The following is a 12,796-nucleotide window of genomic DNA, read 5'->3' as shown; positions in this document are numbered from 1 at the left end:
TCGTAGTGTGAACAAGCGATTGTGCGAGGGCTCATAATGGTGACGTGACCACGCGAAAGAACTCCGGCACCACCACCACACCGGCGAAGCGCCAGCGGGCCGCATCAGGCTCGGCCTCCGAGCGCCGCGACCACCTCGTCAAGCTCGCCGCGGAGCTCTTCGCGCGCAAGGGCTTCCAGGCCACGACCGTACGCGAGATCGCCGACGAGGCCGGCATCCTCTCCGGAAGTCTCTACCACCACTTCGACTCCAAGGAGACGATCGTCGACGAGGTGCTGTCCACCTTCCTCGACGACCTCATCGCCCGCTACCGCGCCGCCGTCGACACCAGCGCCGACCCGCGCACGGTGCTGTCGGACATGGTCCGCATCGGCTTCGGCACCCTGGAGCCCCACCGCGCCGCCATCACGGTCATGCAGAACGACTGGAACTACCTGCGTCAGTTCGAGCGCTTCAACTACCTCGTCAAGGCCGAGGACGAGGTCGAGCAGATCTGGGTCACCCAGATCAAGGCCGGCCAGGCCGCCGGGCAGTTCCGCGCCGACGTCGACCCCAAGCTCACCTACCGGATGATCCGCGACACCATCTGGGTCGCGGTCCGCTGGTTCCGCCCGGGAGGCAGGCTCAACACCAACGGCCTGGCCGAGCACTACATCACGGTGTTGTTCGACGGCCTCGCCACCGGCGAGCGGACGACCCAGCCCCAGGGATGAGCCTCGGCAAAGCGGTCCGGCTGGCCCTCCAGGAGGCGGCCGAGCCGGACAAGGCGGAGACCATGCGGGCCTACATGAAGTCCCCCATGCCGTTCCTGGGCGTCCAGGCGGTGCCGCGGCGGGCCACGCTCCGGCGCGTCTTCGCCGAGCACCGCATCGACAGCGCCCCCGAGTGGCGGCGCGCGGTGCTCGCGCTGTGGCGCGAGGCGGAATACCGCGAGGAGCGCTACGCCGCCGTCGACCTGTCCGGCCACCACTACTACCGGCGCTTCCAGACCCTCTACACCATCCCCATGTACGAGGAGATGATCGTCACCGGCGCCTGGTGGGACCTCGTGGACGAGCTGGCCACCCACCGCGTCGGCGCCCTGCTCGCCGCCTACCCCGACTCGATGCGCCCCCTCATGCTGGAGTGGGCGCACGACGCCGACCTGTGGAAGCGCCGCACCGCGATCCTCTGCCAGAACCGCTTCAGGTCCCGCACCGACACCGCGCTCCTCTATGCCTGCATCGAGCCCAGCCTGTCGGACAACGACTTCTTCGCCCGCAAGGCGATCGGCTGGGCGTTACGCGAATACGCCAAGACCAACCCGGCCGAGGTCGTCCGCTACGTCCGCGCCAAGGGCCTGTCGGGCCTGAGCCGCCGCGAGGCGCTCAAGAACGTCCCAGCCGCCCTAGCGCCTCCGCCGCCTCGGCCATGATCCGCTCCACGAGCTCCTGACACGTCGGCAGGTCGTCGATGACCCCCACGACCTGCCCCGACGCCATCACCCCGAGGTCCGCCCTGCCCTCCACCATGGCCGCGCGCAGCAACATCGGGGTGTTGGCCGCCTGCAGCACCTGCGCCCAGGTCAGCTCCCTGCCGCGGCGCATCCGGCGGCCCTCGCGCAGCATCGCCGCCCACGACAGGCCCGACAGCCGTTTGAACCGCGCCCCGTTCAGCAGCGCGCGGGCCAGGCGCAGGCGTTCGAGCCCGGCCACGAACGGCGTGGCGAGCACCCGGTGCGGCACCCCGTCCACCTTGGTGGTCACCACGGTCTCGCGGGCGGCCAGATAGACCTTCTTCACCTCGTCCGGCACGGGCGAGTCGGCGGTGAGCAGGAAACGCGTGCCCATGGCGACGCCGCAGGCCCCGTACGCCAGCGCCGCCACCAGGCCGCGCCCGTCGAAGAAGCCGCCGGCCGCGATCACCGGGATGTCCACCGCGTCCACCACCTGGGGCAGCAGCAGGGTCGTGGCGAGCGGGCCGGTGTGACCGCCGCCCTCGCCGCCCTGCACGATGACGGCGTCCACGCCCCACGCGGCCACCTTCTCGGCGTGCCGGCGCGCGCCCACCGACGGGATCGTCACCACGCCCGCGTCCTTGAGCCGGGCGATCAGGTCCCGCCGGGGCGCCTGCGCGAAGGAGGCCACCCGCACGCCCTCGCGCACCAGCACCTCCACCCGCTCGGCCGCGTCGTCGGCGTCGGAGCGCAGGTTGACGCCGAACGGCTGGTCCGTACGCTCCTTGACGCGGCGGATGGCCGCGGTCATCTCCTCGACCGACAGGGTGGCCGCGCCGATCACGCCCAGCGCCCCGGCCCGGGAGGCGGCCGCCGCGAGCCGGGCGCCCGCGACGTACCCCATGCCGGTCTGCACGATCGGATGCCGGCAGCCGACCAGGGAGGTCAGCGCGGTCCTCACGCCGCGACCTCGCGCTCGCGGGCCCGGCCGGGATCGAGCCGGTCGAGCACGTCCAGCTCCCCGGCGGTGGGCTCCCGCGTCACCGGCACCTCGGCGGGCACGGTCAGCTCGAAGCCGGTCGCCGCCACCACCTCCGCCACGCTCACCCCCGGGTGCGTGGACGCCAGCCGCATCGACCCGTCCGGGGTGGCGAAGTCGAGCACGGCGAGGTTCGTCACCACGCGGCGCAGGTCGCAGGCTCCCCGGTCGGTGCCGATCCCGCTCACCATGTCCACCCGCGGCACGAACACGCGCGGCGTGTGCCGGGGGATCCAGTAGCTCGTCGGGTCGCACCGGGTGTTGCCCGGCGCGCCGCGCACGCCCAGGAGCTGCGCCTTCGGCCGGGCCCAGTCGCCGATGCAGGAGATGTTGGTGTTGCCGTGCCGGTCGATCTGGCTCGCGCCGAGCATGACGTGCCGGCGGCCGTTCAGCACCAGCCACAGGTGGTCGCGGAACGGCAGCCACCCCTCCACGACCTCCGGAGGCCGCCCCAGGGCGGGCACGTCGCCGGTGAGCAGGCAGACACCGTCGTGGGTGAGCAGGCCGGGCTCGAACGTCAGCCGCGCCAGCCGCGCCGCCAGCACCGTCACCGCCCCACCGATCCCGGCCGCGAGGATCTCGCCGTCGCCGCGGAACGCCTCCGCGCAGGCCAGCACACACACGTCAGCCCTGCTCGTCATCACGCCCCGTCTCCACGTAGCGCCGCTGCCGCTCCTCGTCGCGCCCGTAGTCCGGCTCGCACGCGGTGAACCCGGCCCCGCCGGGCGCCTCCACGACGCCTGTCACCATGGACCGACTGATCAGCAGCGACTGCACCGGCCCCTCCTTCAGCAGGTCGGCGGTGTCGACCAGGCGCTCGCAGGAGACGTAGCAGCGGGCCGCCGCCTTGGCGTAGAGGTCGTCGAAGTACGGGTCGGGCCCCAGATACTGGGCGTTGCCCCGGGCGTCGGCCCGGTTGAGGTGCACCAGCGCCACGTCCAGGGTGAGCGCGGGCACCGCGACCAGCTCCTCCCCGTCCCCGTACGGCGAGTACACCGTGCGCAGCTCCGGGTTGACCCGCAGCACGTCCGAGCCGAGACCCGCCCGCGTCGGCAGGAACGGCAGCCGGTGCGCCGCCGCCAGCAGGCCGAACATGAACATGCCCTCGTCGTACTCGGTGAACTCGATCTCCCCGGCCTGCCGGGCGCGGCGGAAGTGCGGCTCCAGCGGGATGGAGTCGAGCGTGACGAACGGGGCCACCACCCGGCGCACCTTCCCGGCCGCGCACAGCATGCCGACGTCCGGCCCGCCGTAGGAGACGACGGTCAGGTCACGGACGGGGGAGCGGAGCACGGCGGCCACCAGGGCCATCGGCTTGCGCCGCGACCCCCAGCCGCCGATGCCGACGGTCATGCCGCTCTCCAGCCCGGCCGCGACCTGCTCGGCGGTCATCACCTTCGTCCCGGCCCCGCTCGCCCCGGTCACCTGAACCGCTCCCTGTGCCGATCGCCCGCGCCCATCAGGTTGAGCTCGAAGGTGAACCCCTGCTCGAACCGGTAGCTGCGCCGGACGTCCACCGGGTCGATGCCGTTGAGCGACTCCTTGGCGCGGCGGACGACGTACGGGTCCTTGGCCGCGATCTGCCCCGCCACCTCCAGCGCCGCCTCGCGCAGCTTGTCGCGCGGCGCGACCTCCAGCACCGAGCCGAACGCGTGCAGCTCGGCCGCCGTGACGTTCCTGCACGTGTAGACCATGGCCCGCATCAGGTGCTGCGGCACCAGCCGGGCGAGGTGGGTGGCCGCGCCGAGCGCGCCCCGGTCCACCTCGGGCAGCCCGAAGTAGGCGTCCTCGGCGGCGACCACGACGTCGGCGTTGCCTGCCAGGCCGACCCCGCCGCCCAGGCAGTGCCCCTGCACGGCGGCGATCACTGGGACCGCGCACTCGTAGACGGCGGCGAAGGCGGCGTAGCAGGCCCGGTTGACGGCGACCAGCGCCTCGTGGCCGGGTGCGTCCCGCAGCTCCTTGATGTCCACCCCGGCGTTGAAGCCGCGTCCCTCGGCCCGGAGCACGACCACCCGGGTCGCGGGGTCGTCCCCGGCCGCCCGCAGGGTCGTCGCCAGCTCCTCCCAGGCCCGTACGGTCAGCGCGTTCACCGGGGGGACGTCCATGACGACCTCGGCGACCGGCCCGGCCCGCAGCGTGATCCCCATCCCGCCGCCCCACCTCCTGGTTGCACCTAACGCTTGCTTGGTACGGTAGCACCCGTGACCGTCACTTACGACTACACGGGCAGGTCCGTCCTGGTGACCGGCGGCACCAAGGGCATCGGGCTCGGCGTCGCGCGCGCCTTCGCGCGGGCCGGCGCCGACGTCACCGTGTGCGCCCGGCACCCGCCCGAGCGGGCGGAGTTCCGGTTCGTCCCCGCCGACGTGCGGGCGCCGGAGGACGTCGAGCGGCTGATGGCCGGGTTCGGGCGGCTCGACGTGGTGGTCAACAACGCGGGCGGGTCGCCGTACGCGCCGCTGGCGGGCACCTCGCCGCGCCTGCACGCCCGGGTCATCGAGCTCAACCTGACGGCTCCGCTCCTGGTCGCGCAGTACGCCCGGCCCCTGCTGGCCGCCGCGCGCGGGGCGGTGGTGATGATCGGCAGCGCCAGCGGCGTGCGTCCCTCGCCCGGCACCTCCGCCTACGGTGCCGCCAAGGCCGGGCTGCACCACCTGGCCCGCTGCCTCGCCGCCGAGTGGGCGCCCGAGGTGCGGGTCAACACGGTCGTGGTGGGCCTGGCCGCGACCGAGGCCGCCGCCACCGGCCACTACGGCGACCAGGGCTTGGGGGCGGCGATCCCGGCCGGCCGCCTCGCCACCCCCGCCGACGTGGCCGAGGCGTGCCTGTGGCTCGCCGCCCCCGGCTACGTCACGGGCGCCGAGGTGCGGGTGGACGGCGGCGGCGAGATCCCCCTCTGGCGTAGCCTCGCGGAGAACGCGGCCGAGGAGGAGCGCTCATGATTCGACGTCCGCACCCGCGGTTCAGCGCCGCCGAGATCGCCGTCATGGTCTACGCGGCCGTCATCGTGGCGGCCGGGGCGGTCTCCCTCGCCGGCGTGCTCATGGGCAAGGACACCGTCGTGCTGTGGCCGCTGGCGCTGGTCAGCCTTCCCCTGAGCGTCCTCTGGGGCGAACTGGCCACCTTCGACGCGGTGCCCGACGAGCTGTGGTGGCTGGTCCCGTTCCTGCTGTGGGCGACACTGCTCCTCACGGGCCTCGCGCAACCCGGGATCATCTGGGGGCTGCTGCGCCGCAGACGCCGGCGCGAGCAGTCCCCGCGAGGATGATCAGCGCATGGCGGAGCGCGCCGTGGGGCGCAGGCGGAGCCGCTGGGGCGCCGCCGTCAGCCGCGACTCCACCAGCGGCAGGTCCACGGCCCCGAGGTCCGGCACGTCCTCCTCCCATCGGACGAACCACACAACAACGTTCACCCCGCTCCGCACCGGCAGCCGAGGAAAGGTGTTCTCGGCGTGCTCGGTGGCGAAGGCCGCGACCGGCGGCACCCCGGCCTCCGTCAGCGTGGGCGCGACCACGGCGGCGAAATGATCGGCGAGGTCGCCGTCCGCGGGGTAGATCGTGGCGACGTACGTGGCCGCCGGCGACTCCGGGGCCCCCACCGGCGGCCGTGGCAGCGGGGCGGGCTCCGTGAGCGCCCGCAGCAGCAGCACGTCGTCGGAGTCGAGCATCGTGGCGTTGGCCTCCTCCCGGTGGGCGAGCCACACCGGCCCCGAGTAGAAGCTCTCCAGCGCCTCCTTCCGCGCCGCCATGTCGGGAAAGCCGCGCAGCCAGGTGAAGGTGTCGGGCGCGTCCGGGTCGCGGAAGGTGCCGGCCACGCGCATGCCGGCCGCCTCCTGCGGCTCGACGAACTCCCGCTCGAACAGGTCGATGAGGGCGTCGCGCCGCCCGGGGTGCAGGGTGTAGCGCCGCAGTTCGTAGATCGTCATGGCAGGCGACGGTAGGACCGGTTCGCTGACAACCCATGTCAGTGTCCCGTCCGCCCCGAACAAAATTCTGACTACTGTAAGCTACTTTTCGGCAACTGTGAGTTATAGGCTCGCCACGAGAACGTCTTCCCGACGGCGAAGGAGCAGAGTTGATCCGAAGAGTGTGCGCCGCCGCGGCAGTGGTGACAGCGGTCGCCGGCGGCGCTTTCCTTGCTCTTCCGGCCGCTGTCCCCGCGTACGCCGACGTCTGGCCCGGCGGCTGGTTCTGGGCCACGAACGGCAGCGCCAACAGCGACTCTTCCCAGTCAGGCAACAACTTCGGCGACGTCGCCACGGTCAACCGCGGCCAGGGCGCCTCGACGAACGTCAACAACGTCAATGGCATCGCCTCGACGGCCGCGCACGGCGGCATCGTCGTGACCTACGTCTTCGACTGACCGGCTCACGCCCGGTTCCAGCGATCGAAAGGACCTCCACCCGATGATGAAGAAGCTCTGCGTGACCGGTGTCCTCGTGGCGGCCGCGGCGGGCGCCGCCTTCCTGTCGGCCCCCGCCCACGCCGACACCAACGCCGGCAACGCCAGCCGCAACACCAACGCCTCCCAGTCCGGCAACAACTTCGGCAACGTCGGCAACCGCAACACCTCCGGCGCCAGCGCCACCAGCGTCAACGCCGTCAACGGCAACGCCGTGACGACGGCGCACCGCAGCGGCGCCTACGTCGACGACGTCGTCGACTGGTAGCCGCCGCGCACCCCGTCACGCACGAGCCAGGCCGGAAACGGTCTGGCTCGTGCCGTATTAGCATCTCTGGGTGACTATCTGCGCGTATGCCACTTTTGACGGTCAGGACAGCGACGACGAGCTCGACCCGGTCCTCGCGGCCTGGCGCGCGGCCGGCGTCGAGGGCCGCGCCGAGCGCTGGGACGACCCCGCCGCCGACTGGAGCGCCTACGACGCGGTCGTCGTCCGCTCGGTGTGGGACTACGTGCCGCGGCGCGCGGAGTTCCTGGCCTGGGCCCGCCACGTGGAGTCGGTCAGCCGGCTGCTCAACCCGGCCGCCGTGATCGCGGCCAACACCGACAAGACCTACCTGCGCGACCTGCCGTCGGTGCCCACGCACTGGTCGTCCGAGGACCTGCCGCACTGGCCCGAGTACGTCGTCAAGCCCGCGATCTCGGCGGGCGCCCGCGACACCACGCGCACCCGCGACCGCGGCGAGGCCGTCGCCCTGGCCGCCGCGCTGGAGGCCGCCGGGCGCACGCCGATGGTGCAGCCCTACCTCGACATGGTGGAGACCGAGGGCGAGACCTCGCTGCTCTACTTCAACCGCCGCCTCAGCCACGCGGTGCGCCGCAACCCGATGCTGGCGGGCGGCGACGCCGACGCCTCGCTGGCCGAGGCCCGCACGCCCGACGCCGACCAGGTCGAGCTGGCCGAGCGGGTGCTCGCCACGGTGCCGGGCCCGCTGCTGTACGCCCGCGTGGACCTGGTCCGGCTGCCCGGCGGCGAGCCCGCGGTCATCGAGCTGGAGCTGACCGAGCCCTACCTGTTCCTGCGCCACGACCCCGGCGCTCCGCAGGCGTTCGCCAAGGCCCTGGTCGAGCTGCTGTAATCAGGCGGTGATCCCGCCGTCCACCGGGATCACCGTGCCCGTCAGGTAAGCCCCCGCCCGCGAGGCCAGGAAGATCGCCGTGCCCGCCATGTCGTCGGGCCGGCCGATGCGCCCGAGCGGCACGCCGGTCTCGATGGCCTCCCGGGTGCCGGGGTCGTCGAGGGCGAAGGCCATCATCTTCGACTCGAACGGCCCCGGCGCGATGGCGTTGACCGTGATGTGCTCCTTCGCCAGGTGCCGGGCCAGATGCCGGGTGAGCATGTGCACCGCCGACTTCGTGGAGGAGTAGGCGTACGTCGGCAGCACCGGCACCCGGATGCCGTCCACCGAGCCCACGTTGATCACCCGGGCCGGGTCGTCAGGACCGGCGGCCTGCCTGAGCTGCGGCAGGAACCGCTGGGTCAGCGCGAACACGCCCTTGACGTTGATGTTCCAGAGCTTGTCGAAGGCGGACTCGGGATATTCCTCCAGGGGCGCGCCCCAGGTCGCGCCCGCGTTGTTGATCAGCACGTGCAGCGGCCCGTCCACGGCCGCGGCGAGGCTCTCGCGCCCCTCGGCCGTGGACAGGTCGGCGGGCACGGCGGCGCAGCCCAGTTCGGCGGCCGTCTTCTCGACCTCGGCCGTCTTGCGCGCCGAGATGTAGACGTTCGCGCCCGCCGCCACGAACCCCGCCGCGATCATCCGGCCGATGCCGCGCGAGCCGCCGGTCACCACGACCGTCTTGCCTTCCACCGAGAACAGAGTCATGGTCCGGAGCATGCCATACCGGCCGGTCGGTTCACACCCCGGGCAGGAGGCCGTTGCGGAACAGGTCCACGAACCGCTGGTGGTCGCCGCGGGCCTGGGCGCCGTACCGGTGGGCGAACTCCACGAGCATCGCCGTGAACCCCGCCCGGTCCCCGCCGATCACCGCCACGATCGCCTCCTCCGTCGAGAAGTCGACCAGGTCGTGGCTGGACTCGTCGTCGGCCACCGAGTGCATGCGCGCCACCGCCCGCCCCAGGTCGCGCATGATCGAGCGCAGCTCGCCCGGCTCGTTGACGTCGTCCCAGTCCAGGTCCGCCGAGTACGGCGAGACCTCGGCGACGAGCTGCCCGACCCCGTGCAGCGTGGTGTAGCCCAGCCACGGATCGGCGTACGCCTGCAGCGCCCGCTGCGACTCGGCCGTGCGGTGCCCCTGGTGCAGGAAGTAGGAGGCCACCTTGTCGTCGGCGACGTGCCGGGCCACCGCCGGCGCCGCCGCCTGCTTCATGTAGAGGATGACGTCGTTCTCCAGCGCCTGCGAGCGCCCCTCCAGCAGCAGGTTGTACGACGGCAGCCCCGCCGACCCGATGCCCACGCCCTTGCGCAGCGCCACGTCCTTGACCACGTGCTCGACCGCCCGCTCGGCCGGGCCGTCGTGACCGGGCAACGTCGTCAGGTAATGCGCGAACGCGGCCAGCACCGCCTCCCGCGTCGGCCCGTCCACCGGCTCGCGCCCGTCCATGAGCGCGAAGCGGCGGTCGTAGTCGTCGATCACGGTCTCCACGTCCAGCAGCGCCACCCGCGTGCTGAGCCGGGCGGTCTGGAGCACCCGGTGCAGCACGCCCGTCGTGGTGCCCAGGGTGAGCGAGCCGATCGCGTCGTCGCCGCCCGCCGCGATGGCGGTCAGCTCCTCGACGTACGCCCCCGCGAAGTCGGCCACCAGCCCGCCGATGGCCTCGTCCGACAGCGCCTTGGCGTAGCCGAGCAGCGCCACGCTGCCCGCGAAGCGCTTGAGGTCCCAGACGTACGGCCCCACGTACGCCTCGTCGAAGTCGTTGACGTTGAACACCAGCTCGCCGGAGGCGTTCATGTACGTGCCGAAGTTCTCGGCGTGCAGGTCGCCGTGGATCCAGACGCGCCCGGTCGGGCCGTCGAGGTAGGCGTCGTCGGCGTACGGGCCGGTCATGTCGGCGTAGAACAGGCACGCGCTGCCCCGGTAGAAGGCGAACGGCGAGGCCGCCATCTTGCGGAACTTGCGGCGGAACGCGGCCGGGTCGCGGGCGATCGAGTCGCCGAACTCGGTCATGAGGACGTCGAGCAGGAAGCTGGTGCGTGAGCCCATGCCACGGACGGTAACCCCGCAAGCGGCTCTCGACCACCCCGGACTCAGGGATGCTGCGACGACACCGACACGACCTCGCCCGTCATGTACGAGGAGTAGTCGCTGGCCAGGAAGACGATCACGTTGGCCACCTCCCACGGCTCCGCCGACCGCCCGAACGCCTCCCGCGCCGCCAGCTCCGTCAGCAGCTCCTCGCCGGTCACCTTGGCGAGGAACGGGTGCACCGCCAGCGACGGCGCCACGGCGTTGACCCGCACCCCGTGCTCGGCGGCCTCCAGCGCGACGCACCGGGTGAGCGCCATCACCCCGGCCTTGGCCGCGGCGTAGTGCGCCTGGCCGCGCTGCGCCCGCCAGCCGACCACGGAGGCGTTGTTGACGATGACGCCGGAGCCCTGGCCGTACATCTGCCGCAGCGCCGCCCTGGTGCAGCGCATGGTGCCGTTGAGCGTGACGTCGAGGACCGCGTGCCACTGCTCGTCGGTCATCCCGGCCAGCTCCGCCGTGCCGCCGAGCCCGGCGTTGTTGACCACCACGTCGAGCCGGCCGTGCGCCTCGGCCACCGCGTCGAACAGCGCCAGCACCTGCGGCTCCGACGTCACGTCGCACGGCACGGCGAGCGGCCGGACGCCGGTGAGCTCGGTCAGTGAGTCGGCGGCGGCGGCGAGGCGGCGCTCGTGCCGGTCGGACAGGACGATGGTGGCGCCCTCCTCGGCGCAGCGGCGCGCGGTCGCGTAGCCGATGCCCGCGCCCGCGGCGGCCGTCACCAGCGTCACCTTGCCGTCGAGCAGTCCGTGTGCCTTGGGGGGCGGGAGCATCGGCTCTCTCTCCAATCAGCGCGCGCCGGTCAGCGGGGGAGCCCCAGGGTGCGCTCGGCGATGATGTTCCGCTGGATCTCGCTGGAGCCGGCGTAGATCGTGTCGGCCCGGCTGAACAGGTAGAGCCGCTGGAGCTCGTTCAGCTCGCCCACCAGCCCCGCCTTCCCCTGGACGGCCTGCGCCAGCTCGCCGAGCCGCCGGTGCCACTCCGACCAGTAGAGCTTGGCGATCGACGCCTCGGGCCCCGGGTCGGGGCCCAGCATGCGCAGCGCGTTGAGCCGCATGACCTCCAGCTCCAGCCACGCCCGTACGAGGCGGTCGCGCAGGACCGGGTCGTCGGCGGCGCCCGTGCGGCGGGCGGTCTCGACGACCTTGGCCAGCTCGCGGCGGAAGCCGAGCTGCTGGCCGAGTGTGGACGCGCCGCGCTCGTGCCGCAGGGTGGCCATCGCGACCCGCCAGCCGTCGCCGGGCGCGCCGAGCACGTTCCCCGCCGCGGTGCGCGCGCCGTCGAAGAACACCTCGTTGAACTCCGACGTCCCGGTGAGCTGCGTGATCGGCCGGACCGTGACGCCCGGCCCGCGCATCGGGACCAGCAGGTACGACAGCCCCTGATGCCGCCGCGACCCCGGCTCGGTGCGGCAGAGGACGAAGCACCAGTCGGCGACGTGCGCGAGCGACGTCCACACCTTCTGCCCGGTGATCACCCATTCGCCGCCCTCCAGCCGGGCGCTGGTGCGGACGGCGGCGAGGTCGGAGCCGGCGTCCGGCTCGGAGTAGCCCTGGCACCACAGCTCCGCGCCGCGGCGGATCGGGGGCAGGAAGCGCTCCTTCTGCCCCTCGTCGCCGAACTCCAGGACGGTGGGGCCGACCAGGGTCTCGCCGATGTGGCCGACCCTGGCGGGGGCGTCGGCCCGCGCGTACTCCTCGTGGAAGGCCATCTGGTCGGCGAGGGGGGCGGCGCGCCCGCCGTACCGCTCGGGCCAGCCGAGGCAGGTCCAGCCGTGCGCGCCGAGGTGCCGCTCCCACGCCAGGCGCAGGTCGTGCCCCTCGTGCTCGCGGCCGGGGCCGCCGAGGCCGCGGGCCGCGGCGAACTCGCCGCCGAGCGCCTCCTCCAGCCAGGCCCGCGCCCGCTCGCGGAAGCCGGGGGTCTCCCCAGGGATCAACGGAAGCCGCCGTAGCCGCCCTGGAAGAACACCAGCGGGCCGCCGTCGGCGTGCGTGTCGAGTTGCAGCACCCGGGCCACCACGATGTTGTGGTCGCCGGCCGGGTGCTCGGCCTCGACGACGCAGTCGAGCCAGGCGAGCGCGCCCTCCAGCACCGGGTTGCCGCCGGGCGAGCCGGTCCACTCCAGGCCGGCGAACTTGTCGCCGCCCCTCGACGCCATCTGCGCGCACACCTCCTGCTGGTGCTCGGCGAGGACGTTCACGGTGACGACGCGGGCGCCGCGCACCCGTGGCCAGCTCGTGCTGGTGTGGGCCACGCAGAAGGCGACGAGCGGCGGGTCGAGCGAGACCGAGGTGAAGGAGTTGGCGGCCAGGCCGCAGGGCCGCCCGTCGTGGGAGTCGAGCGCGGTGATCGCCACCACGCCGGTGGCGAAGCGGCCGAGGACCTGCCGGAAGCGGCGGCTGTCGAGGTGGCCGTTCGCGCTCTGGGGGGTTGGGCCCGTCGGCATGGTGGCTCCGTTGCGAATCCTGCGCTGAGGTGGCGTCGGAAGGCCGCGACAGCTCTCCGGCGCTACGAGCCGGGCAGCGTGTGTGCTCATGGGGGGTCCGCCTCCTAGTTCACCGGCTGCGCCTACTATACCAAGCGCTTGCTTGGACGGTAGGGGGAAGCCGGAAAAGGTGTCAAGTAGCCCGGCCGGACGCGCGGGAGCCCGCG

The 12,796-nt window shown here is 73.0% G+C and carries 17 protein-coding genes; 7 read left to right on the top strand and 10 right to left on the bottom strand.

The genetic code is table 11. The annotated features are described in order from the left end of the window. The first annotated feature begins 44 nt into the window (after positions 1–44). Positions 45–713, top strand: a complete 669-nt coding sequence (locus BMW85_RS40410; protein ID WP_091092396.1) for a TetR/AcrR family transcriptional regulator — start codon at positions 45–47, stop codon at positions 711–713. Beyond that, on the top strand, positions 710–1,414 hold the full coding sequence (locus BMW85_RS40405) for a DNA alkylation repair protein (protein WP_091092395.1): 705 nt from the start codon (positions 710–712) through the stop codon (positions 1,412–1,414). The genes BMW85_RS40410 and BMW85_RS40405 overlap by 4 nt, the downstream gene beginning before the upstream one ends. Here BMW85_RS40405 and BMW85_RS40400 read toward each other — a convergent pair. Genes BMW85_RS40400 through BMW85_RS40385 form a run of 4 tightly spaced genes read right to left on the bottom strand, consistent with a single transcriptional unit; the run spans position 1,368 to position 4,624 of the window. Beyond that, entirely contained in the window at positions 1,368–2,396 is a 1,029-nt protein-coding gene (locus BMW85_RS40400) for an NAD(P)H-dependent flavin oxidoreductase (protein ID WP_091092393.1), read from the bottom strand. The genes BMW85_RS40405 and BMW85_RS40400 overlap by 47 nt on opposite strands. After that, positions 2,393–3,115, bottom strand: a complete 723-nt coding sequence (locus tag BMW85_RS40395; RefSeq protein WP_091092391.1) for a CoA-transferase subunit beta — start codon at positions 3,113–3,115, stop codon at positions 2,393–2,395. Before BMW85_RS40395 ends, BMW85_RS40400 begins: the two co-directional genes overlap by 4 nt. Then, the gene (locus BMW85_RS40390; RefSeq protein WP_091092584.1) at positions 3,099–3,866 is read right to left on the bottom strand and encodes a CoA transferase subunit A; all 768 of its coding nucleotides are present in this window, start codon (positions 3,864–3,866) and stop codon (positions 3,099–3,101) included. The genes BMW85_RS40395 and BMW85_RS40390 overlap by 17 nt, the downstream gene beginning before the upstream one ends. 29 nt (positions 3,867–3,895) lie before the next feature. After that, complete coding sequence (locus tag BMW85_RS40385; RefSeq protein ID WP_091092390.1) at positions 3,896–4,624, bottom strand: enoyl-CoA hydratase family protein; 729 nt, start codon at positions 4,622–4,624, stop codon at positions 3,896–3,898. Positions 4,625–4,678: 54 nt separating this feature from the next. On the opposite strand from BMW85_RS40385, the gene BMW85_RS40380 reads away from it, so the two are divergent. Both BMW85_RS40380 and BMW85_RS40375 read left to right on the top strand, forming a co-directional pair. Further along, positions 4,679–5,419, top strand: a complete 741-nt coding sequence (locus BMW85_RS40380; protein WP_091092388.1) for an SDR family oxidoreductase — start codon at positions 4,679–4,681, stop codon at positions 5,417–5,419. After that, positions 5,416–5,745 carry a hypothetical protein gene (locus BMW85_RS40375; protein WP_091092387.1) on the top strand — a complete coding sequence of 110 codons (330 nt, stop codon included), beginning with the start codon at positions 5,416–5,418 and terminating at the stop codon, positions 5,743–5,745. The genes BMW85_RS40380 and BMW85_RS40375 overlap by 4 nt, the downstream gene beginning before the upstream one ends. Here the strand turns inward: BMW85_RS40375 and BMW85_RS40370 are convergent, their stop codons facing one another. After that, entirely contained in the window at positions 5,746–6,402 is a 657-nt protein-coding gene (locus BMW85_RS40370) for an NIPSNAP family protein (protein WP_091092385.1), read from the bottom strand. Positions 6,403–6,551: 149 nt separating this feature from the next. Between BMW85_RS40370 and BMW85_RS40365 the strand changes: the two genes are divergently transcribed. From BMW85_RS40365 to BMW85_RS40355, 3 genes are all read left to right on the top strand, one after another. Beyond that, on the top strand, positions 6,552–6,839 hold the full coding sequence (locus BMW85_RS40365) for a hypothetical protein (protein ID WP_143082573.1): 288 nt from the start codon (positions 6,552–6,554) through the stop codon (positions 6,837–6,839). Positions 6,840–6,882: 43 nt separating this feature from the next. After that, complete coding sequence (locus BMW85_RS40360) at positions 6,883–7,146, top strand: hypothetical protein (protein WP_091092382.1); 264 nt, start codon at positions 6,883–6,885, stop codon at positions 7,144–7,146. Between the two features lie 70 nt (positions 7,147–7,216). Beyond that, positions 7,217–8,017 (top strand): ATP-grasp domain-containing protein, encoded by an 801-nt coding sequence (locus tag BMW85_RS40355; protein WP_091092381.1) that lies wholly within the window; start codon positions 7,217–7,219, stop codon positions 8,015–8,017. On the opposite strand, the gene BMW85_RS40350 is transcribed toward BMW85_RS40355, so the two are convergent. From BMW85_RS40350 to BMW85_RS40330, 5 genes are read right to left on the bottom strand one after another with little or no spacing between them, the layout of a single operon-like run. After that, the gene (locus BMW85_RS40350; RefSeq protein ID WP_091092582.1) at positions 8,018–8,764 is read right to left on the bottom strand and encodes an SDR family oxidoreductase; all 747 of its coding nucleotides are present in this window, start codon (positions 8,762–8,764) and stop codon (positions 8,018–8,020) included. It abuts the gene before it with no gap. 31 nt (positions 8,765–8,795) lie between these two features. Further along, on the bottom strand, positions 8,796–10,103 hold the full coding sequence (locus BMW85_RS40345) for a DUF2252 domain-containing protein (RefSeq protein ID WP_091092379.1): 1,308 nt from the start codon (positions 10,101–10,103) through the stop codon (positions 8,796–8,798). 44 nt (positions 10,104–10,147) lie between these two features. Next, on the bottom strand, positions 10,148–10,918 hold the full coding sequence (locus BMW85_RS40340) for an SDR family oxidoreductase (RefSeq protein WP_091092378.1): 771 nt from the start codon (positions 10,916–10,918) through the stop codon (positions 10,148–10,150). A 29-nt stretch (positions 10,919–10,947) separates the two neighbouring features. Beyond that, complete coding sequence (locus BMW85_RS40335) at positions 10,948–12,081, bottom strand: acyl-CoA dehydrogenase family protein (RefSeq protein ID WP_091092376.1); 1,134 nt, start codon at positions 12,079–12,081, stop codon at positions 10,948–10,950. Next, positions 12,078–12,590 carry a flavin reductase family protein gene (locus BMW85_RS40330; RefSeq protein ID WP_091092375.1) on the bottom strand — a complete coding sequence of 171 codons (513 nt, stop codon included), beginning with the start codon at positions 12,588–12,590 and terminating at the stop codon, positions 12,078–12,080. The genes BMW85_RS40335 and BMW85_RS40330 overlap by 4 nt, the downstream gene beginning before the upstream one ends. Positions 12,591–12,796: the final 206 nt, after the last annotated feature.

This window comes from Nonomuraea wenchangensis (genome assembly GCF_900111685.1).
In the GTDB taxonomy this organism is placed as follows: Bacteria; Actinomycetota; Actinomycetes; order Streptosporangiales; family Streptosporangiaceae; genus Nonomuraea; species Nonomuraea wenchangensis.
This window is presented reverse-complemented; position numbering and strand designations above follow the sequence as displayed.